General features: G+C 69.6%; 18 protein-coding genes. 8 read left to right on the plus strand and 10 right to left on the minus strand.

Annotated features, from left to right (window positions below; genetic code table 11):
* Positions 1–10: 10 nt before the first annotated feature.
* Positions 11–937, plus strand: a complete 927-nt coding sequence (locus tag ACWH43_RS20570; protein WP_158448198.1) for a 2-hydroxyacid dehydrogenase — start codon at positions 11–13, stop codon at positions 935–937.
* Positions 938–956: 19 nt separating this feature from the next.
* Here ACWH43_RS20570 and ACWH43_RS20575 read toward each other — a convergent pair whose 3' ends face one another.
* Positions 957–1,712: an AraC family transcriptional regulator gene (locus tag ACWH43_RS20575; RefSeq protein ID WP_158448199.1), complete on the minus strand. Its 756-nt coding sequence runs from the start codon at positions 1,710–1,712 to the stop codon at positions 957–959.
* A 93-nt stretch (positions 1,713–1,805) separates the two neighbouring features.
* Here ACWH43_RS20575 and ACWH43_RS20580 point away from each other — a divergent pair, with 93 nt between their 5' ends.
* The 3 genes from ACWH43_RS20580 (at position 1,806) to ACWH43_RS20590 (ending at position 5,392) form a co-directional block, all read left to right on the plus strand.
* Positions 1,806–3,002, plus strand: coding sequence for an MFS transporter (locus ACWH43_RS20580; RefSeq protein WP_158446756.1), 1,197 nt, complete (start codon positions 1,806–1,808; stop codon positions 3,000–3,002).
* 129 nt (positions 3,003–3,131) lie between these two features.
* On the plus strand, positions 3,132–4,064 hold the full coding sequence (locus ACWH43_RS20585; RefSeq protein ID WP_158446755.1) for an acetamidase/formamidase family protein: 933 nt from the start codon (positions 3,132–3,134) through the stop codon (positions 4,062–4,064).
* Positions 4,065–4,207: 143 nt separating this feature from the next.
* Positions 4,208–5,392 carry an extracellular solute-binding protein gene (locus tag ACWH43_RS20590; RefSeq protein WP_260349100.1) on the plus strand — a complete coding sequence of 395 codons (1,185 nt, stop codon included), beginning with the start codon at positions 4,208–4,210 and terminating at the stop codon, positions 5,390–5,392.
* Between the two features lie 48 nt (positions 5,393–5,440).
* Here ACWH43_RS20590 and ACWH43_RS20595 read toward each other — a convergent pair whose 3' ends face one another.
* The 4 genes from ACWH43_RS20595 to ACWH43_RS20610 form a co-directional block, all read right to left on the minus strand.
* Positions 5,441–6,271 carry an ABC transporter permease gene (locus ACWH43_RS20595; RefSeq protein WP_375797023.1) on the minus strand — a complete coding sequence of 277 codons (831 nt, stop codon included), beginning with the start codon at positions 6,269–6,271 and terminating at the stop codon, positions 5,441–5,443.
* Positions 6,268–7,104: an ABC transporter permease gene (locus ACWH43_RS20600; protein WP_158446753.1), complete on the minus strand. Its 837-nt coding sequence runs from the start codon at positions 7,102–7,104 to the stop codon at positions 6,268–6,270. Before ACWH43_RS20600 ends, ACWH43_RS20595 begins: the two co-directional genes overlap by 4 nt.
* A 188-nt stretch (positions 7,105–7,292) precedes the next feature.
* Positions 7,293–8,423, minus strand: a complete 1,131-nt coding sequence (locus ACWH43_RS20605) for an ABC transporter substrate-binding protein (RefSeq protein WP_158446778.1) — start codon at positions 8,421–8,423, stop codon at positions 7,293–7,295.
* 15 nt (positions 8,424–8,438) lie between these two features.
* A complete protein-coding gene (locus ACWH43_RS20610; RefSeq protein ID WP_260349098.1) occupies positions 8,439–9,506 on the minus strand; it encodes an ABC transporter ATP-binding protein in 1,068 nt (355 codons plus the stop codon).
* Positions 9,507–9,676: 170 nt separating this feature from the next.
* Between ACWH43_RS20610 and ACWH43_RS20615 the strand changes: the two genes are divergently transcribed.
* Entirely contained in the window at positions 9,677–10,192 is a 516-nt protein-coding gene (locus ACWH43_RS20615; RefSeq protein ID WP_260349097.1) for a 2'-5' RNA ligase family protein, read from the plus strand.
* 55 nt (positions 10,193–10,247) lie between these two features.
* On the opposite strand, the gene ACWH43_RS20620 is transcribed toward ACWH43_RS20615, so the two are convergent.
* Together ACWH43_RS20620 and ACWH43_RS20625 are read right to left on the minus strand one after the other, a co-directional pair.
* Positions 10,248–12,041 carry a chloride channel protein gene (locus tag ACWH43_RS20620; RefSeq protein ID WP_260349096.1) on the minus strand — a complete coding sequence of 598 codons (1,794 nt, stop codon included), beginning with the start codon at positions 12,039–12,041 and terminating at the stop codon, positions 10,248–10,250.
* Positions 12,042–12,176: 135 nt separating this feature from the next.
* The gene (locus ACWH43_RS20625; protein WP_158446776.1) at positions 12,177–12,653 is read right to left on the minus strand and encodes an Lrp/AsnC family transcriptional regulator; all 477 of its coding nucleotides are present in this window, start codon (positions 12,651–12,653) and stop codon (positions 12,177–12,179) included.
* 105 nt (positions 12,654–12,758) lie between these two features.
* On the opposite strand from ACWH43_RS20625, the gene ACWH43_RS20630 reads away from it, so the two are divergent.
* Positions 12,759–13,949 (plus strand): diaminopropionate ammonia-lyase, encoded by a 1,191-nt coding sequence (locus ACWH43_RS20630; protein WP_158446775.1) that lies wholly within the window; start codon positions 12,759–12,761, stop codon positions 13,947–13,949.
* 100 nt (positions 13,950–14,049) lie between these two features.
* Positions 14,050–15,246, plus strand: a complete 1,197-nt coding sequence (locus ACWH43_RS20635) for a multidrug effflux MFS transporter (RefSeq protein WP_158446774.1) — start codon at positions 14,050–14,052, stop codon at positions 15,244–15,246.
* 46 nt (positions 15,247–15,292) lie between these two features.
* Here the strand turns inward: ACWH43_RS20635 and ACWH43_RS20640 are convergent, their stop codons facing one another.
* Positions 15,293–17,458, minus strand: coding sequence for a transglycosylase domain-containing protein (locus ACWH43_RS20640; protein WP_375797022.1), 2,166 nt, complete (start codon positions 17,456–17,458; stop codon positions 15,293–15,295).
* 261 nt (positions 17,459–17,719) lie between these two features.
* On the opposite strand from ACWH43_RS20640, the gene ACWH43_RS20645 reads away from it, so the two are divergent.
* Positions 17,720–18,112 carry a DoxX family protein gene (locus ACWH43_RS20645; protein ID WP_158446772.1) on the plus strand — a complete coding sequence of 131 codons (393 nt, stop codon included), beginning with the start codon at positions 17,720–17,722 and terminating at the stop codon, positions 18,110–18,112.
* Positions 18,113–18,194: 82 nt separating this feature from the next.
* Here the strand turns inward: ACWH43_RS20645 and trxA are convergent, their stop codons facing one another.
* Both trxA and ACWH43_RS20655 read right to left on the minus strand, forming a co-directional pair.
* A complete protein-coding gene (gene trxA, locus ACWH43_RS20650) occupies positions 18,195–18,515 on the minus strand; it encodes a thioredoxin (RefSeq protein WP_158446771.1) in 321 nt (106 codons plus the stop codon).
* A 215-nt stretch (positions 18,516–18,730) separates the two neighbouring features.
* The gene (locus ACWH43_RS20655) at positions 18,731–19,387 is read right to left on the minus strand and encodes a DUF1345 domain-containing protein (RefSeq protein ID WP_448153614.1); all 657 of its coding nucleotides are present in this window, start codon (positions 19,385–19,387) and stop codon (positions 18,731–18,733) included.

Below are 19,387 nucleotides of genomic sequence, written 5' to 3' on the forward strand. Positions count from 1 at the left end.
GAGCGTCGGCGTGAGCATCGTCTACAAGGCGAGCCCGGAGCGGGCGGGGCAATGGGCCGCCGCCTTCGCCCGCCAGGCGCCCGACATGCCGTTCCACATCTGGCCGGAAACCGGCGACCCCGCCGCCGTCGAATATCTGCTGCTCTGGCAGCCGCCGGAGCGGATCGCCGAGACCTTCCCGAATCTGAAGATGGTCTTCTCGGTCGGGGCCGGCGTCGACCAGCTCGATTTCGACCGGTTGCCGCCGGAGCTGCCGGTGGTGCGCATGCTCGAGCCCGGCATCGCCGAGAGCATGGCCGAATTCGTCTGCATGGCGGCGCTGATGCTGCATCGGGACATGGTTGGCTACATCGACCAGCAGCGCCGCAAGCAGTGGCGGGAGATCCAGGTCCGGGCCGGCAGCGACCGCCGCGTCGGCATCCTCGGTCTCGGCCAGCTCGGCCAGGCGAGCCTGGAAAGGCTGCGGCCCTTCGGCTTTCGCCTCTCCGGCTGGAACCGCTCGCCGCGGCGGATCGAGGGTGTCTCGACCTTTGCCGGCCCGGACGAATTGCCCGCCTTCCTGGCGCAGACGGACATCCTGGTCTGCCTGCTGCCGCTGACCGAGGCGACGCGCGGCCTGCTCGATGCGCGGCTGTTCGCGCAGCTCCCGCGGGGGGCGGCATTGATCAATGTCGGGCGCGGCGGCCATCTCGTCGAGGCCGACCTGCTGGCGGCGCTGGAGAGCGGCCAGCTCTCGGGCGCGCTGATCGACGTGCTCGACCCCGAGCCGCCGGCGCCGGAGCATCCGTTCTGGCATCATCCGCGCATCGTGATGACGCCCCATATCGCCAGCATGACGCGCCCCGAAAGCGGCGCCGCCTTCGTGCTCGACACGATCGAGCGCCATCGCCGGGGGCACCCCATCGCGGGGCTGGTGGCGCGCGACCGGCGCTACTGAGCGCCGCGACGGCAGCGTCTCAGCCGGGCAGGTCCACGCCGCCGAGGACGCGCCTGGTCACGATCCGCAGGGCGCGCGCATCGGCATAGCCGACGGCGCGGGCGATCTGATGCGGAGGGTGGCCGTCCGAGGCCAGAGCCAGCGCCCGCACGACCCGCAGCCGCGCCCGCCAGTCGCCGAAGCTCATGCCGGTCTCGGCGCGGAAGCCGCGGGTCAGGGTGCGCCGGCTCGCTCCGGCGCGCTCGGCCCAGCCGTCGAGGTCGACCGGCGAGCCCGGCTCGCTCAGCAGCGCCTCGCAGACGCGCCGCAGGCGCGGATCGCGCGGCAGCGGCAGGGTCAGCGAGGTCTCCGGCGCGCGCGCGATCTCGTCGAGGACGAGCGCCGCGAGAAGGCCGCCGCGCCCGCTTTCGTCGTAGAGCATCGGCTCCGCCGCCAGCGCCGCGAGCGCCGCGGCGAGCAGCGGCGTGACCTCGAGCACGCGGCAGCCCGCCGGGAGGACGCCGACCGCCTCCGGCGCGACATAGGCCGAGCACATCGCCACGCTCCCATGCATCCTGACCTCGTGCGACAGGCCCGGCGGGATCCAGAGCGCATGCCGCGCGGGCAGGACCCAGGTGCCGTCCTCCGCCGTCACCAGCGTCAGCCCGGAGGTGGCGTAGAGCAGTTGGGCCCGCGGATGGCTGTGCCAGCCGGTGCTCGCTCCGCCCTCATAGGATTTCGGCATCACCGCGACGGCCCGCGGGACCGTCTGATAGGCATCGCTCTCCATGCGCATCGCGACCTCCTTTGGCCCGGACGAGCCATAGAACGGCCCGACAGCGCGCAGCGGGTCAAGCTAGAAAACAGGGTCCCGATAGCGAGCACCGTCATGTCGCCCGAAACCCTGTCCAAGCGAACCCTGCGCTTCGTCAACGCCGCCCATGCGCTCGATCATTTCGTGCTGCTGATCTACCCGACCGCGGTGCTCGCCATCGCGGCGCAGACCGGGCTGAACTATGCCGAGCTGATCGGGCTCGCGACCGGCGCCTTCGTCGCCTTCGGCCTGTGCTCCCTGCCGATGGGCTGGCTCTCCGACCGCTTCGGCCGGCGCAACATGCTCGCCGTGTTCTTCCTCGGCTACGGCCTGTCCTGCCTCGGCGTGGCCAGCGCGAGCCAGCCCGCCGCCTTCGCCGCCTGGCTCCTGGTGCTCGGCGTCGCCTCCGCGATCTACCACCCCGTCGGCTCGACGATGCTGGTCAACCACGCCGGCCAGCTCGGGCGCGATCTCGGCGTCAACGCCGTCTGGGGCAATCTCGGCGCGGCCTCGGCGGCCGGCGTCACCGCGCTCGTCGCCGCGAGCCTCGGCTGGCGCGCCGCCTTCGTGCTGCCCGGGCTGATCTGCCTCGGCCTCGGGGTCGCCTTCCTGATGCTGGTGCCCGGCGACGGCGAGCCGCATGCCAACCGCGCCGGCAAGGCGGAGCTGATTCCGCTGGGCCGCCCGGTGGCGCTCCTGATCGTCTTCGCCATCGCCATCATCGCCGGCGGCATGACCTTCAACCTGACGACCATCGCCCTGCCGAAGATCCTCGACGAGCGGCTCGGCCTCGACCTGCCGCTGGCGCTGACCGGCTCGCTGGCGACGCTGGTCTTCATCTTCGGCGCCGGGGCGCAATGGCTGATGGGCCGGCTCGTCGACCGCTATACCTTGCCGGCGCTGTTCGTCGGCCTCGCCCTGCTGCAGCCGATCGGGCTCGTCATCGCGGCGATGACGCAGGGCGTCCCGCTGCTGCTCGGCCTGGTGCTGACGATGACCGCGATCTACGGGCAGGTGGTCATCAACGACGCGATGGTCGCCCGCTACGTCCCGGCCCAACACCGCGCCAAGGCGTTCAGCGTGCGCTATTTCCTCGGCTTCACGGTCAGCGGCTTCGTGGTGCCGATGCTGGCGGTGCTCTATGCGCGGGGCGGCTTCGGGCTGGTGCTGGGTGCGGCCGCCCTGTTCGGGCTGGTCGTCTGGTGCGCCTCGGTCGCCTTCTACTGGCTGGCGCAGGGCTCGCGCACCGAGATGGCGACGCCGGCCGAATAGCGGCGCAGCCCGGCGAAACAGGCAGGGCGGCCCTCCGCCGCCCGCCCTTCCCCCACGCGCACCTTCTTCTAGGATCGCGATGCGCGGCGGCCCGCCGCCGCGCCCGCCTCCAGCCGCAGAAGGTCCGCCATGACGCGCCACCATTTCCAGCCGACGCAATATGCGAACGTGATCGGCACCCTGCCCGCCGTGCTCGAGATCGCCAGCGGCGACAGCGTCGTCACGACGACGCTCGACGCCGCCGGCACCGACCATGACGGCGCCCAGAAGGCGCCGCGCGGCAACCCGATGACCGGCCCCTTCTTCGTCACCGGCGCCGAGCCCGGCGACGCGCTGCTGGTGACGATCGAGCGGATGACGCCGAACCGCGCAACCGGCTGGACCTATTCGCCGCTGGCGCCCGGCGTGCTCGACCCGGCGATCCTGGCCGAGCTGCCGAAGCGCGAGCGCCATGAATGGGCGATCGACGCCAAGGCCGGCACGGTGAAGCTGCTCGACCCCTCGCCGCGCATCCGCGACTGGAGCTTCCCGCTCGCGCCCATGCTCGGCTGCTTCGGCGTCGCGCCCGAGCGCGGCCAGGCGATCTCGACGGCGACCAGCGGCGCCCATGGCGGCAATATGGACTACCGGCTGTTCGGCCCGGGCGCGACCGTCGCCTTCCCGGTCCAGGCCGAGGGCGGCCTGTTCTTCCTCGGCGACGGCCATGCCTGCCAGGGCGACGGCGAGATCGCCGGCACCGGCGTCGAGACCTCGTTCGAGGTCGAATTCCGCGTCGAACTGCGCAAGCGGCAGAGGCTGCTCTGGCCGCGCGGCGAGACGCAGACGGAGCTGCTCGTCATCGCCGCCGGACGCCCGCTCGACCAGCCGCTGCAATTCGCCACCACCGAGATGCTGCGCTGGATCGGCGAGGATCTCGGCGTCGATGCCGTCGAGGCCAGCCATCTGCTCGGTCAGGCGGTCCGCTACGACGTCGCCAACGTCTTCAACCCGGCCTATTGCGTCGCCTGCCGGCTGGAGAAGAGCGCGATTACGCAGGGCATGTCGCTGCGCGGCAAGGGCTGACCGAAAGCGTTGAGCGGCAAGCCCCGGAAAGCGGCAACGCCAGCCGGGAAGAAGCGCACCCCGCTCACGATCGAGGAAGCGAAACCGGACGCGCCGCCGCCGCAGGCAGGCGGGACGGGCGCCGGACCATGGAGGAGAACGCGATGTCACGATGGTCAATCCTCGCCGCCGCCGCGGCGCTGATCGGGTTCGGCCCGCTCGCCGCCCAGGCGCAGCCGAAGCCTGCCCTGCCCAAGCCCAAGGCGCCGCTGACGATCAGCGTCATCGACGTCGCCGGCGACCTGCAGATCAGCCAGCCCGCGATCGAGAAATTCCAGAAGGAGCATCCGGACCTCGTCGCGCGCTTCGTCTTCACCAAGGCGACGGCGCCGGAGCTCGCCGGCAAGCTCAAGGCGCAGCAGCAGGCCGGGCGCGTCGACATCGACTTCGTCCTGACCGGCAACGACGCGCTCGCGGCCGGGATGGAGCAGAATCTCTGGCTCGAGATCTTCCCGACATATGCCGACCGCTTTCCCGCGCTCGACAAGCTCTACATCCCCGGCGCCTATGCCATGCAGAAGATGGCGCGCGGCCAGGCGATGGTGCTCGACTGGTACCCGTCCGGGCCGCTGCTCGAATACGACCCGGCCAAGGTCAAGGACATGCCGAAGACGGCCGAGGAGCTGCTCGCCTGGTGCAAGGCCCATCCCAACCGCTTCATGTATGCCCGCCCGGCGAATTCGGGACCGGGCCGTACCTTCGTGATGGGCCTGCCCTATCTGCTCGGCGACAAGGACCCGCAGGATCCGGTCAAGGGCTGGGACAAGACCTGGGCCTATCTGAAGGAGATGAACGACTGCATCGAGTACTACCCGTCCGGCACCACCGCGACGATGAAGGAACTCGGCGACGGCTCGCGCGACATCATCGCCACCACCACCGGCTGGGACATCAATCCGCGCTATCTCGGCATCGTGCCGGAGAGCTTCAAGGTGGCGACGCTGAAGGGCTTCCACTGGGTCGGCGATGCCAACTACATGGCGATCCCGAAGGGCGTCACCGGCGAGAAGCTCGACGTCGCGCTGGCGCTGATGGCCTATCTGCTGGAGCCGGCGCAGCAGGCCTATATGTACGACCACGGCTACATGTATCCCGGCCCCTCGATCCACGGCGTGACCATCGACATGGCGCCGAAGGACAGCCAGGAGACGATCGCCAGGTTCGGCCGGCCGGAATATGCCGCAATGATCGCCGACAACCCGACAGAGCCGCCGCTCGACGCCAAGCCGCTGGTGACGATGTTCGAGAAATGGGACCGCGAGATTGCCGGCAACAAGGCAAGGCAATGAAGGCTGCCGGCGGTGCGCACAAGCCGCATCGCCGGTCTTCGCCCGCGCTCAGGCGCCGACCTTGGCGAGCACGTCGGCGCGCAGGAAGCGCTCGATGAACAGCATGAACAGCACCGAGGGCACGAGCAGGATCAGCGCCGTGATCGAGGCGACCTGGTAGTTTCCGCCCATCGCCGCGTTGTAGAGCAGCAGCGGCAGGGTCGTGACCTGCGGCACGCCGACGAAGAAGGTGCCAGTGAACTCGTCGAGCGATTCGAGGAAGACGAAGATGCCGCTGGCGATGATGCCCGGCGCGGCGAGCGGCAGCGTCACCGAGAAGAAGGTCTTCAGCGGCGAGGCGCCGATATTGCGGGCGGCGAGCTCCAGGTCCCGGTCGACGGCGCCGAAAGCCGCCGCCGCGATCCAGACCGAATAGACCAGCCCATGCGCGGCATGGACCAGCACGACGGCGAAGACCGTGCCGTTGATGCCGAGCTGATAGAAGATGCGCGCGACGTTGATGTAGATCGCAACCGAGGGAAAGGCCTGCGGCAGCAGGAAGAGGATCATGAAGAAGGCGCGCACCGGCAGCTTCAGCCGCGCCAGCGCATAGCCGGCCGGGATCGAGAGCGCGAGCGCGACGATCACCGTCAGCACCGCGATCCAGACCGAGGTGCCGAGCGAGGCCATGGCATCGCCGGTCGGCCGGAAGACCTGCTCCCAGTAGCGCGTGCCGTAGCTGACCGGCAGCTTGTAGGGCGTGTACCAGCGTTCCGCCACCGACCACAGCGCCAGATTGGCGAGCGGGCCGATCAGCACGAAGGCGAAGGCGGCGAGCAGGAAGGCGGCGAGCGTCGCCCGCGCGGCGGCAGCCAGGCGCATCACGGCGCGCCCGTTCATCGGGCGCCCTCCTGCGCCATGCCGCGCCTGAGATAGATGATCGCCGCGCCGGCCGAGATCAGATAGGTGATGACGCCGAGCGCGTTGGCCGTCGCATAGTCGCCATAGGCGTTGATGCGGAAAGCCATGTCGACCGTCAGCATGGTCGGCTGCGAGCCCGCCACCATCATCGGCACCGAGAGCACCGAGAGCATCGTCACGAAGGAGAGCACGAGCGCGACGAGCAGCGTCGGCATCACCTGCGGCAAGGCGAGCTCGATCAGCACGCGGATGCGCGAAGCGCCGAGATTGCGGCCGGCCTCGAGCGTGGCGCGGTCGATGGCGGCCAGCGCCCCGGCGAGCAGCAGCGCGACGAAGGGCGTCTGCTTCCAGACGAAGGTGGCGATGATGCCGCGCCAGTCGAGGAAGCTCACCGCCTGAAGCGGCTCGATCAGCCCGAGCGAGACGAAGCTGTTGTTCATCAGCCCGTTCTTGGCGAGGAAGGTGCGCATGCACTGCGCCGCGACGATGAAGGGGATGAAGAGCGGCCAGCGATAGAGCGCCTTCAGCGTCCCGACGATCCAGCGGTTCTCGCCGAGCGTGAGCGTGCCGGCGATGACGATCGCGGCGAGCCCGGTGAAGAAGCAGGAGGCGAGCACGATCACGACGGTGAAGACGACGTCGCCGGAATAGAGCTCCCAGGCCTTGCCGAAGGATTGCAGCGAGAAGCCGCCATCCGGCCCGGTGAAGGCCGAGACCAGCGAGAAAAAGAGCGGGTAAAGGAACAGCGCCGCCACGAGCGCGAGGCCGGGCGCGATCAGCAGCAAGGCGAGCTGGCGTTGGGAAAGGCTCATGGCGAGCGAGGCTTTCGGCAATGAAAAGGGTCGGAGTCCAAAGCGCGACGTCATCCCGGACAAGCGGCGTCAGCCGCGCCGATCCGGGATCCATGCCTGAACCGTTCCGGCATGGATCCCGGGTCTGCGCTTCGCTCCGCCCGGGATGACCACGTGTCCGTTCACGCGCCATCCCGGGCGGAAAGGCCTCAGTTCGCGACCTTCTTCTCGTAGCCCTCGAGGATGTCGTTGAAGTAGGGCGCGATCGGGAAGGGCTTGGCGTTCTTGGACAGGTCGGCCGGGGTGATGTCGGTGAAGAGCTTGTCCCAGGCGGCCTTGTCGAGCTTGCCTTCGAGGTTCTTGGCGTCGATGCCCGGATACCAGTTGAACTTCTTGACGATGCCGTCGGCCTGGACCTGCGGCGAGGTGGCGAGCGCGATGAACTCCTCGGCCAGCTTCTTCTGGGCCGATTTCTCCGGCACGGCGTAATACATCGGCTGGCCCGGCATGCCGGGCGCGGCGAGCTTCAGCTTCATGTTGGGCGGCAGCTTGCCGTCGGCCTGCCAGGAATAGAACATGTCGACCCAGACCGGGCCCATCGCGATCTCGCCGCGGTTGAGCATGTCGAGCGTGCCGGCATTGCCCGGGGTGATGACGACGTTCCGGTTGAAGTCCTTGAGCGCGGCGAAGGCCTTGTCCCATTTGGCCTTCTCGGCCGCGTCATAGGGGCCCTGGATCAGCTTGTCGGCGTCGCCGCCGAAGGCGTAGACCCAGCCGGCGACGAAGGCGACGCCGGACATGCCGCCCTTGATGCCGTTATAGCCGAACTGCTTGGGGTTCTTCTTCACCCATTCCGCCAGCTCGGCGAAATTGTTCGGCGGGTTCTTCAGCATGTCGGCGTTGTAGGCGAGCGCCGTCTGCGACTGGAACATCGGGATGACGTAGCCCGCGACATCGGCGCCGAGCGAGTTCTTCGCCGTCTCGCTGGAGACCAGCTTGGCGGTGTCGACATTGCCCGTGTACTTGTTGAGCAGGCCTTCCTTGACCATCTGGCCGGCGGCCTTCTGGTGGATGACGACGACGTCGAAATCGGTCGCGTTGGCGCCCTTCTGGGCGTCGAGCTTCTCATAGATCTTCTGCGAGCCGGAATCGCCCGGCCCGGTGCCGACCGAGACGACCTTCACGCCGGGATGGGCCTTCTCGAACATCGGCGCGAGATAGTCCTTGACGTAGTCGACCATGTTCTGGTCGCCGGCGGAGGCGACGTTGAGGGTCTGCGCCGATAGCGGCGATGCCGCGATCAGCGCGGCGAGCGAGCAGGCAAGCGTGAGGATGCGCATGTGTCTGACTCCCTGTCAGGCGGCGATCCCGGCCTCGGTCGCCGGGAAGATGTGAAGGCGCTGCAGCGGAATGCGCAGCCCGACCTTCGTTCCGAGTTCGTGACGGCCGGCATCGTCGACCGTGATCTGGCGGCCGGCGGCCTCGACCTTGTAGCGGTAGATGCCGCCGGGATAGGCGCGCGCGGCGATGACGCCGGGGACGAGCAGGTCGCCGCTCGCGGCCGGCGCGTCGAGCGCGCCGAGGCTGGCGACGTCGTCGCGGAAATAGCCGAGCGCCTCGCCGCTCGGCAGCGCGGCGGCGGCCGCGTCGGCGAGCGTGGCGCGGGCCTCGCCGGCGGCGACCGCGGCCTGCGCGCCGCTGCGCGCGATGCTGAGCGGCAGGACGTTCTCCGCCCCCATGAAATTGGCGACGAAGGCCGAGGCCGGGCGGTCATAGACCTCCTCCGGCGTGCCGACCTGGGCGATGCGCCCCGCCTGCATGATGACCAGCCGGTCGGCCATGGTCATCGCCTCCTCGCGGTCATGGGTGACATGGACGGCGGTGAGACCGAGTCGCTGCTGGATGGCGCGGATCTCGTGGCGCATCGTCATGCGGATCTTGGCGTCAAGATTGGAGAGCGGCTCGTCGAGCAGCAGGATGCCGGGGTCGATGGCGAGCGCGCGGCCGAGCGCGACGCGCTGGCGCTGGCCGCCGGACAGGGCGGTCACCTTGCGGTTCTCGTAGCCGGCGAGGCCGAGGAAGCTCAGCATCTCGCCGACCTTGGCGGCGATCTCCGCCTTGGACCTGCCGCGCAGCTTAAGGCCGTAGCCGATGTTCTGCAGCACCGTCATATGCGGCCAGAGCGCATAGGACTGGAACACCATCGCCATGCCGCGCTTCTCGGGCGGCAATCCCGCGATATCCCGGCCGCCGACGACGATCGAGCCGGCCTCGACCGGGACGAAGCCGGAGAGCGAGCGCAGCAGCGTGGTCTTGCCGCAGCCGGAGGAGCCGAGCAGCGCCGTGAAGCTGCCGGGCGCGAAATCCAGGTCGATGCCGTGCAGCACGCGCGTGCCGCCATAGGCCACTTGGAGGCCGCGCACGGCGATGGCGGCGCCGCTTCCCGCTCTGGCTTGCGTTTCCGGCTGCAAGGCCTACTCCCCGATCGTCGCTTTTGTTGCCGGGCAATGGAATTTTTCTTCCATTTTCCGCCTTTATTGAAATAAACATTACGTACGGGGCGCAGTCTATGCAAGAGCTTTATGAAACTCAGATGACACCGCGGATTCATTCTCTCTGGCTGCTGCCCTCGCCTGCCGACGCCGCCATGCTGGCCGATCTCGCCGGCGGCTTGTCGGCGCGTTTCGGCACGCCGCTCTTCGCCCCGCATCTGACACTGAAAGGTGACACGCAGATGCCGCTCGCCATGCTGCAGCAGGCGGTTGAGGCCGCGGCCGCGACGGCCGCCGCCTTCGCCGCGCCGGTCGCGCGGGTCGAGGGCGGCGAGGCCTTCTTCCGCTCCTTCTATGCGCGCTTCGCCGTCTCGCCGGCGCTGGCGGCGCTGAAGCGGGCGCTCGATCCGGCGGAGCTCGACGGCTTCATGCCGCATGTCTCGCTGCTCTACGGCCCGGTCGCGCCGGCGGCCAAGGCCGCGGCCATCGCCGAGACCGATGCGCGGCTCGCCGGGCGCAGCATCCGCTTCGACCGGATCGGCATCGTCACCTCGGGGCAGGACGTGCCGATCGCCGATTGGCGGGTCGTTGCGAGCGTCGGGCTGCGCTCCGCATAGCGCCCCGGCGCCATTGCGGGGAGCATGGCGGCGCGGCAAGCCAGAAGGGCCGCCCCTACTCCCCGGTCAGCTCGCGGTTGCGGCGGCTGACCTCCTCGCTGTAGCGCTTGATCGCATGCGCCTCGCTGAGGATGCCGACGAGGCGGCGGCTGTCGCGGTCGGCGACCACCGGCAGCGCCTCGCTCTCCGCCTCGTCGAAGAGCTTGAGCGTGTCGCGCACCGACATGTTGGCGAGCAGCATCCGGTCCGCATTGCGCAGCAGATGGCGGACCGTGCGTGGCGCCGGTTCCGTCGCGGCCTCGTCGTCGAGGGCGGGGTCGGGCTCGTAGAGCGCGCCCGGCGGCACCATGCCGGCATAGGCGTCGTTCGGGCCGACGGCGACGAGGTAGTTGGTCGAGCCCGGCGGGTATTTCAGCCGCGCCTCGGCGATCGGCGCGTCGGCCTCGATCTTGGGCACCTCGAGGCGCATCATGCTGCCCGCGGTGAGGTCGCGGATCCAGCCGACGTCATAGGCGCCGCGGATGCTCTCGCCGCGCAGGTGGAAGCGCCAGGTCGCGAAGGAGAAGCCGAAGAGCCGGCGTGTCACCAGCGAGGCCGCCCCCGCCGCGCCCATCACCGCCAGCGTCAGCTTGAGGTCGCCGGTCATCTCCAGCGCCAGCAGCGCCATGGTCATCGGCCCGCCGACGATGGAAACGGCGAGCGAGCTCATCCCGACCAGCGCGAACAGCGTCTCGTGGCCGACGAGATTGGGGAAGAACGGCACCAGCACGCCGATGAAGAGCCGCCCGGTCACGACCCCGAGCAGCAGCGAGGCGAAGAACAGGCCGCCGCGGAAGCCGGAGCCGATCGAGACTGAGGAGGCCAGCGCCTTGGCGACCATGACCAGCGTCAACAGGCCGAGGCTGGTCTCCATGCCGAGATAGAGATTGATCGCGCCGTGCCCGGCCGAGAAGACCGCCGGAATCCAGATGGCGAGCCCGCCGACGACGAGGCCGCCGAAGGCCGGGCGCAGATAGGTCGGGATGCGCGAGCGCCGGAAGCCCATCTCGATGAAGGCGGCGGCGCGCATGACGACGATGCCGACGAGGCCGCAGGCGGAGCCGAGCAGCACGACCAGCGGCAGGTCGGAGATCGTGATCGACCCGATCGCCGGCACCTCGACCGAGAGCAGCGCCGGCGAGAGGATGTCATGCGTGACGGTCGCCATGAAGGTGGCGGCCATCACCGGCACGAAGACCGCGATCGAATAACTGCCGAGAATGAGCTCGAAGGCGTAGAAGGCGCCGGTCAGCGGCGCGTCGAAGGCCGCCCCGATCGCGCCGCCGGCGGCGCAGCCGACGATCAGCCGCATATCCGCCCGGCGCAGGCGCAGCCGCCGGCCGATATGCGAGGCGAAGCCGCTGGCGGCCTGGGTGTAGCCGGCTTCGAGGCCGACCGAGGCGCCGCTGCCGCTCGAGCCGATGGTCTGAAGCGCGACGATGAGGCTGTCGCGCATCGACATGCGCCCGCCATGCAGGGCATTGGCCTCGATCGGGTCGACCGGCTGGCTGCGCCGGCGGAAGAAGAACCAGGAGGCGAAGCCGACGACGAGGCCGCCGGCCACCGGCCCCGCCACGGCGCGCCAGGCCGGAATGCCGGTGGTGACCGAGAGGCGCTGGCCGTCGGCGAGGCCGAAGACCCATTCGTGCAGGAGCTGCGTCGCCGCCGACATGGCGACCACGACCATGCCGGCGAGGATGCCGATCACGGAGGCGAGCACGACGATGCCGATCTCGCTGGAGCGGATCAGCGCGCGCAGGCCCTGCTGCGGATCGGCGGGCGGGGCGTCGGGAGCTTTAGCGGTGATCACGGGAGGCCCCGTCGGGCAGAGGGGTTTGCGTCGGCCGGCGCTCGCATAGCGCGATGCCGATGACAAGGGCAAGCCCGCGCCCGAAACGGCCGCACCGCGGAAACCGTGCCGGAGCGCGCTGATTTCACGCGATTTCTAACCGACCGGCACGGCGAGCCCGGTCTTGACCCGGTCCATGGCGACGAAGCTGCGGAACTTGCGGATATTGGGGTTGGCGAAGAAGAGCCGGCGGGTCAGCGCCTCATAGGCCGCCATGCTCGGCACCAGCACGACCAGCATGAAGTCGACCTCGCCGGTGACGTAATAGCATTGCTGCACCTCCGGCGCGGCGAGGAAGGCGCTCTTGGCGGCGTCGATGTCGCCCGCCGTCTCGCTCACCAGCTCGACCTCGACGAAGAGCGTGATCGGATGGCCGAGCGCGGCCGGATCGACCACCGCGACATGGGCGCGGATGACGCCTTGCGCCTCCATCCGGCGGATGCGGCGCTGCACCGCCGGCGCCGACAGGTTGACCCGCTCGCCGATCACGCGCTGCGGCGTGGTGTTGTCGTGCTGCAGGATGGCGAGAATCGCCCGGTCGAAAGCGTCGAGTTGGATATCCGGCCCGGCCACGCCGCCCTCCGCGAAACAAACTTGCACAGCACCCGGCAAGTTTCAGCGCATTTTTCGCCCGCTTTGCAATATCCATTCGCCGGACGATGCGAGGACGAGGGGACCATGCTTCTCATCAATACCCATCCCGAATATGGGCACGATCTCGACCCGGCCGATCGCGCCACGCTCGGCCCGGAAGGCGCCGCGGCGATCGCGCGCCATCTCGCCCGGCGCGCCGGCCATGCGCCGACCCCGCTGCATGCGCTGCCGGGGCTGGCGGCGGCGCTCGGCATCGGCGGGCTCCATGTCAAGGACGAGGGCCAGCGCCTCGGCCTCGGCAGCTTCAAGGCCCTCGGCGGCGCCTATGCCGTGATCCGGCTGGTGCAGGAGGCCGCGGCGGAACGGCTCGGCCGGGCCGTGGACGATGCCGATCTCGGCGATCCTGCCGTGCGGGCCGTTGCGGCCGGGATGACCTTCGCCTGCGCCACCGACGGCAACCATGGCCGCTCGGTCGCGCAGGGCGCGCAGCTCGTCGGCGCCCGGTCGGTGGTCTTCGTGCATGGCGGGGTCAGCGACGAGCGCGTCGCCGCCATTGCCCGCTTCGGCGCGGAGATGGTCCGCGTCGCCGGCACCTATGACGATTCGATCGTCGAGGCGGCCCGCGTCGCGGCGGAAAAGGGCTGGACCGTGGTGTCCGACACCTCCTGGGAGGGCTATGAGCGCATCCCGGCGCTGGTGATGCAGGGCTATACCGCGATCGCGCAGGAGGCCTTCGCCGCCTTGCCCGAACGGCCGAGCCATGTCTTCGTCCAGGCCGGCGTCGGCGGCATCGCCGCGGCGCTGGCGGCGCAGATGCTGACGCGGTTCGGCGCGGAGCGCCCCTTCTTCACCGTGGTCGAGCCGGAGCTCGCCGCCTGCCTGTTCGAGGCCGCGCGGCAGGGCCGTCCGGTGAAGATCGCCCATGGCGCGCCGACCGTGATGGCGATGCTCGAATGCTACGATCCTTCGCCGCTGGCGCTGCGCGTGCTCTACCGCGCCGCCGACGCCTTCCTCACCGTGGCGGATTCCGACGCCGTCGAGGCGATGAACCGGCTGGCGCGGCCGGTCGCGGGCGATCCGGCGATCGTCGCCGGCGAAAGCGGCGCGGCCGGGCTCGCCGGGCTCCTGGCAGCGCTGCGCCAGCCGGAAACGCGCGCGGCGCTGAAGCTCGACCGCAGCTCCCGCGTCTTCCTGGTCAACACCGAGGGCGCGACCGACCCGGCGCGCTATGCCGAGCTCGTCGGGCTCTCGCCCGAGGCGGTCGCCGCTGGCTGACCCGGATGGCCGGCCTGCTCCTGCCGCCATTGCGGAGAAGGCGGCCGGCGTCGTAGCAGGGGCGCGCGGCCCCTGCCCGGCCGCGTGCCGGAGGCCCTCGATGAAGCTTCGTCCCGATACGCTGGCGATGACGGCCGTCCTCGCCATGCTGACGGCGCTGGGCCCGCTCTCCACCGATTTCTACCTGCCGTCCCTGCCGGAGATCGTCCAGGTCATGGGCACGGACGTCGCCGGCGCGCAGGCGACGCTGTCCTCCTTCCTGTTCGGCTTCGCCGCCGGCCAGATCGTCTGGGGGCCGCTCTCCGACCGGCTCGGCCGCCGGCCGATCCTGCTCGCGGGGCTGGGGCTGTTCGCGCTGGCGACGCTGGCCTGCGCCTTCGCGCCCTCGATCGAGGCGCTGACCGCGGCGCGGGCCCTGCAGGCGCTCGGCGCCTCGGGGCCGATCGTGCTCGGCCGCGCCATGGTGCGCGACCTCTACGAAGGCGCGCGGGCCGGGCGGGAGCTGGCGCGGATGGGCACGATCATGGGGCTGGTGCCGGCGGTGGCGCCGGTGATGGGCGGCGTGCTGCAGGTCGCCTTCGGCTGGCGCTCGACCTTCTTCGCCTCCCTGCTCTTCGCGCTCGGACTGGCGGTCGCCATTATCACGGTGATGCCGGAGACATTGCGGCAGCGCTCGCCGCAGCCCCTGTCGCTGCCGGCGATCTTCCGGGGCTACGGGACGCTGCTGCAGAACCGCGCCTTCCGCGTCTATGTGGCGCTGACGGCGCTGGCCTATGCCGGGCTCTTCGCCTTCATCTCTGGCTCGTCCTTCGTGCTGACGGCGGTCTACGGGCTGACGCCGGTGCAGTACGGCTTCTCCTTCGCCACCGGCGTCATCGGCTATATCGGCGGCACCGTGCTGGCGCAGCGCCTCGTCGGCTCGCGCGGCATGGACGGCGTCATCGCGCTCGGCGTGCTCTGCCTGGCGCTCGGCGGGCTGCTGATGCTCGGCAGCGTCGCGACCGGCGCGGGCGGGGCGTTCGGCGTGGTGCTGTCCTGGGCGGTCTATGCCTGCGGCGTCGGCCTCGCCATGCCGCAGGCCCAGGCCTCGGCGATGATGCCCTTCCCGGATCGCGCCGGCGCCGCCTCCTCCTTCAACGGGCTGTGCCAGATGCTGCTTTCCGCCTGCATCGGCCTGCTCGTCGGCCACCTGCTCAAGAACGCCGCGCTGCCCCTGCCGCTGGTGATGTCGGGGCTCGGCATCACCGCCTTCCTGCTGTTCAACCTGACCCGCCGCATCCGCGCCGGCAGGAGTTGACCGGCAGGAGCCGAACGGGCGGAAGCGAGGCGCCGGGAACCGCGCCTCAGCCGCCGAACAGGCGCTCGAAGAAGTTCTTCTCCTGCGGCGCCGGGGGCGTCCAGGCGCGGTCGCCCTCGAGCGGCATCGGGCCGCCCTGCTGCGGCGCCATCTGCGCCACCGGCGCCTCGACCGGGGCCGGCACGCCCTGCCAGAAGCCGCCGGGCAGCGGGATCGGCTGCGCCCCGACATGGGCGAGCTTCATGTACTTGCCCCAGATCTCGCCGGGCAGGCCGCTGCCGGTGACGCGCCGCATCGCCGAATTGTCGTCGTTGCCGACCCAGACCGCGGTGACGAGCCGGGCGGTGAAGCCGACGAACCAGGCGTCGCGATAATCCTGCGTGGTGCCCGACTTGCCGCCCACCTCCCAGCCCGGGATGTTGAACTTGCTGCCGGTGCCGCCGTTCATGACGCCGGTGAACATCGTGTCCATCATCGCCAGCGGCTGCTTCTGGATGACCGGGCCGAAGTTGGTGGCCTTGCGGGCATAGACGACCTTGCCGCTGGTGGCCTTCACCTCGCGGATGACATAGGGCAGCACCGACTGCCCGCCATTGGCGAAGGTGGCGTAGGCCGCCGTCATCTCGAGCGGCGTCACCTCGGAGGTGCCGAGCGCCAGCGAGAGATTGGGCTGGATCGCCGAGGTGATGCCGAGGCGCTGCGCGGTGCGGACGACCTCCTTCGGCGTGACCTCCTGGATCAGCCGGGCCGCGACCGTGTTGAGCGAATGCTGCATCGCGGTCCGCAGCGTCACCGGGCCGCGATAGCTGCGCGAATAGTTCTCCGGCTCCCAGCCCTTGATCGAGAAGGGCGCGTCGTCGCGGATCGTGTCCGGCGTCAGCCCCTTCTCCATCGCGGTCAGGTAGACGAAGGGCTTGAAGGAGGAGCCCGGCTGACGCCGCGCCGCGGTGGCGCGGTTGAACTGGCTCTTGGTGTAGTCACGCCCGCCGATCAGCGCGCGGATGGCGCCGTCCGGGGCCAGCGAGACGAGCGCGCCCTGCGAGGCGTGGAGCTTCGCCCCCTGCGCCGCCAGCGCGTCGACCAGGATGGTCTCGGCCGAACTCTGCAGCTTGGTGTCGATCGTCGTCAGCACGGTGACGTCGCCATCGACCGCGCCGATGAAGTCGTCGAGCACGTCCATGACGTAGTCGGCGGCGTAGTTGACCGAGCCGGCGCCGGTGCGCTCGGGCACCTCGGCCGGCGCCGTCATCGCCGTCCTGGCGGCGTCCTGCGAGATGAAGCCCTGGTCGGCCATCGCCGTAATGACGAGCTTGGCCCGCTTCTCGGCGAGGTCCGGGTTGCGGTTCGGCGCCAGGCGCGAGGGCGCCTGGACGAGGCCGGCCAGCATCGCCGCCTCCGCGATCGTCACCGAGCGCGCCGATTTGTTGAAATAACGCTGCGCCGCCGCCTCGACGCCATAGGCGCCCGAGCCGAAATAGACGCGGTTGAGATAGAGCTCGAGGATCTGGTCCTTGCTGTAGGTGCGCTCCAGCCACAGCGCCAGGATCGCCTCCTGGATCTTGCGGGCGGCGGTCCGCTCCTGCGTCAGGAACAGGTTCTTGGCGAGCTGCTGGGTCAGGGTCGAGCCGCCCTGCACCCCGCCGCGCCCGCGCAGATTGTTGACCACGGCGCGGGTGATGCCGACAGGATCGACGCCGAAATGGTCGTAGAAGCGCCGGTCCTCGATCGCGACGAAGGCCTTGGGCAGATAGGGCGGCACCTCGCCCAAAGTGATGGTGCGCCCGCCGGTCTCGCCGCGATTGGCGAGCAAGGAACCGTCGGCCGCGAGGATCGCGATGTTGGGCGGCCGGCGCGGCACGGTGAGCTGGTCGATCGGCGGCAGTTGCGAGGCGTAATAGGCGACGACGCCGCCGACGCCGATGACGCACCAGAGACCGAGCACCATCGTCCAGTAGAACAGGCCGCCGAAGAGCGAGCGCCGCCGGCGCCGGCCGCGCTTCTTGCCGCCGCCGCTGCCCCCGCCGCCCGCGCGCTTGTCGCGGCGCGGCGGCTTGCGCAACTGCCGCTCGGGCTCGGTGCGGGTCGGGCCCTGCTGGAAGCGGACCGGGCGATCGTCGGGAGAAAGACGCATGTCACCGTCATCGCGGCTCTCGCCGCGCTCATAGCCAAAGGAGGGCTCGCGCCGCTCGCCTCGTGAAAACCGGTCGTTCATCCTGTCCCGTTCGGCCGATACCCGCCCCTGCGAGGGGTCAGGTGTAACAGGATTCAAACATGGCGCTTTTAAGGGTTCGTAAAGCGTGTGACGCGGCAAGAATAACACAGTCGTCGCGGGAACGTGATGAAATTTGCAAAAGCGCAAGCGACCGTCGCCGCGTGCGGGATATTGCGCAAAATCGAAAGCCCTGCCTAAAAGCCGTAGGAAACGCGCAGGAACCCATCGAAACCCTTCCAACTGCATCGACAGAGGACCCAGATGAATTCGCTCAATCGCTATGCGCCGCATGCCCTCGGCCTGCTCCGCATCGTCACCGCGCTGATCTTCATCATCCACGGCACGCAGAAGCTGTTCGGCTTCCCGGAACTGCCGCCGGGCGGCAGCCTGCCGGCCGCCTTCACCCTGTCCTGGACCGCGGGCGTCCTCGAATTCGTCGGCGGCCTGCTCGTGCTCGTCGGCTTCCAGACCCGAATCGTCGCCTTCATCCTCTCGGGCGAGATGGCCTTCGCCTACTGGATGGCGCATGCGCCCAAGAGCTTCTACCCGGCGCTGAACGGCGGCGACGCGGCGATCCTCTACTGCTTCGTCTTCCTCTATCTCGTCTTCGCCGGCGCCGGCGCCTTCGCGATCGACAAGGACAGCCGCGGCTGAGGCCGAACGCGCCAGCCCGAATCGGAAAGGCCCGCCTCCGGCAGGAAGCGGGCCTTTTTCGTTCCGCCGGCTCGGGCGCGAATCAGACGGCGGCCGAGATCCAGCGCGAGAGATCGCTCTTGGGAGCGGCGCCGACCTTCTGCGAGGCGAGCTTGCCGTCCTTGAACAGCATCAGCGTCGGGATCGAGCGGATGCCGAACTGGGCCGGGACCTGCTGATTCTCGTCGACATTCATCTTCACGATCTTGACCTTGCCCTGCAGCTCGGTCGCGATCTCCTCCAGCGCCGGGCCGATCATGCGGCAGGGGCCGCACCACTCGGCCCAGAAATCCACCACGACCGGCTCCGCGGACTTCAGGACATCGGCCTCGAAGCTCTGGTCGGTTACCTTGTTCGTCGCCATGACTGGCCGCCTTTCGGTTTCAACGGGCGGCAGGGCCACCCTTCGCCAGCGAAGCTATGAACGCCCGCCCTTCCGGTCAAGGCGCCCGCGCCGCAGGGGCGCGGCGCATCCGCCGCCCCGAGCATCGGACCGCAAAGTGGAATCCACTTTGCGGAAAAACCCGACGCACCGGAAACGAGACAGACCGTCGCGCGTCCAAAAAGATACGCGACGATCTAGGAGCCGCCCGAGACCAGGCTCGCGCCGACATTGATCGCCATCGCCAGGATCGAGGTGTTGAAGACGAAGGCCAGAACCGAATGCAGCAGCACGATGCCGCGCGCATGGCGGGTCGTCACGCCGACATCCAAGGTCTGCGAGGTGCAGCCGACCGTATAGGCGAAATACAGGAAATCGACATAGTCCGGCTCCGCCTTGCCGGGAAAGTCGAAGCAGGGCTCGACCTTGCCGTTCTGATAATAGATGCCGGCGTAATGCAGCGTGAAGAAGGCGTGCAGCAGCGTCCAGGAGCACAGGATCGTGAAGCCGCCGAGTGCCAGATGCGCGCCCCGCTCGCCCGAGGGCACCGCCCCGAGCCCGACGATCTGCACGACAATGGCGACGAGGCTGGCGCTCGCCGCCAGGCAGGCGATGATGAGAATCGCGAAAGCCCCTTCGTCCTGCCGCTCGGCCCGGGCGCGGATCTGGGCGACCGTCTCCGTGAACATGGTCGAGGCGAGCAGGCCGAGATAGAGGATCGCACCGGCATCCCAGGCGATCAGCAGCCGCGTCGCCCAGCGCCAGTCGCTGGGCAACAGCGCCGCCGCCACCACGCCGGCCGCCAAAGCCACCAGAAGCCGGGGACGCAACAGCAGGGAGGGCAGGATCTTCAT

The sequence above is a fragment of the Allobosea minatitlanensis genome (genome assembly GCF_964020775.1).

Coding starts and splice junctions, on each gene's coding strand:
- ACWH43_RS20575 (WP_158448199.1), bottom strand. CDS start 1,712: ATGCGCATGGAGAGCGATGCCTATCAGACGGTCCCGCGGGCCGTCGCG.
- ACWH43_RS20580 (WP_158446756.1), top strand. CDS start 1,806: ATGTCGCCCGAAACCCTGTCCAAGCGAACCCTGCGCTTCGTCAACGCC.
- ACWH43_RS20585 (WP_158446755.1), top strand. CDS start 3,132: ATGACGCGCCACCATTTCCAGCCGACGCAATATGCGAACGTGATCGGC.
- ACWH43_RS20590 (WP_260349100.1), top strand. CDS start 4,208: ATGTCACGATGGTCAATCCTCGCCGCCGCCGCGGCGCTGATCGGGTTC.
- ACWH43_RS20595 (WP_375797023.1), bottom strand. CDS start 6,271: ATGAACGGGCGCGCCGTGATGCGCCTGGCTGCCGCCGCGCGGGCGACG.
- ACWH43_RS20600 (WP_158446753.1), bottom strand. CDS start 7,104: ATGAGCCTTTCCCAACGCCAGCTCGCCTTGCTGCTGATCGCGCCCGGC.
- ACWH43_RS20605 (WP_158446778.1), bottom strand. CDS start 8,423: ATGCGCATCCTCACGCTTGCCTGCTCGCTCGCCGCGCTGATCGCGGCA.
- ACWH43_RS20615 (WP_260349097.1), top strand. CDS start 9,677: ATGACACCGCGGATTCATTCTCTCTGGCTGCTGCCCTCGCCTGCCGAC.
- ACWH43_RS20630 (WP_158446775.1), top strand. CDS start 12,759: ATGCTTCTCATCAATACCCATCCCGAATATGGGCACGATCTCGACCCG.
- ACWH43_RS20635 (WP_158446774.1), top strand. CDS start 14,050: ATGAAGCTTCGTCCCGATACGCTGGCGATGACGGCCGTCCTCGCCATG.
- ACWH43_RS20640 (WP_375797022.1), bottom strand. CDS start 17,458: ATGAACGACCGGTTTTCACGAGGCGAGCGGCGCGAGCCCTCCTTTGGC.
- ACWH43_RS20645 (WP_158446772.1), top strand. CDS start 17,720: ATGAATTCGCTCAATCGCTATGCGCCGCATGCCCTCGGCCTGCTCCGC.
- trxA (WP_158446771.1), bottom strand. CDS start 18,515: ATGGCGACGAACAAGGTAACCGACCAGAGCTTCGAGGCCGATGTCCTG.
- ACWH43_RS20655 (WP_448153614.1), bottom strand. CDS start 19,387: ATGAAGATCCTGCCCTCCCTGCTGTTGCGTCCCCGGCTTCTGGTGGCT.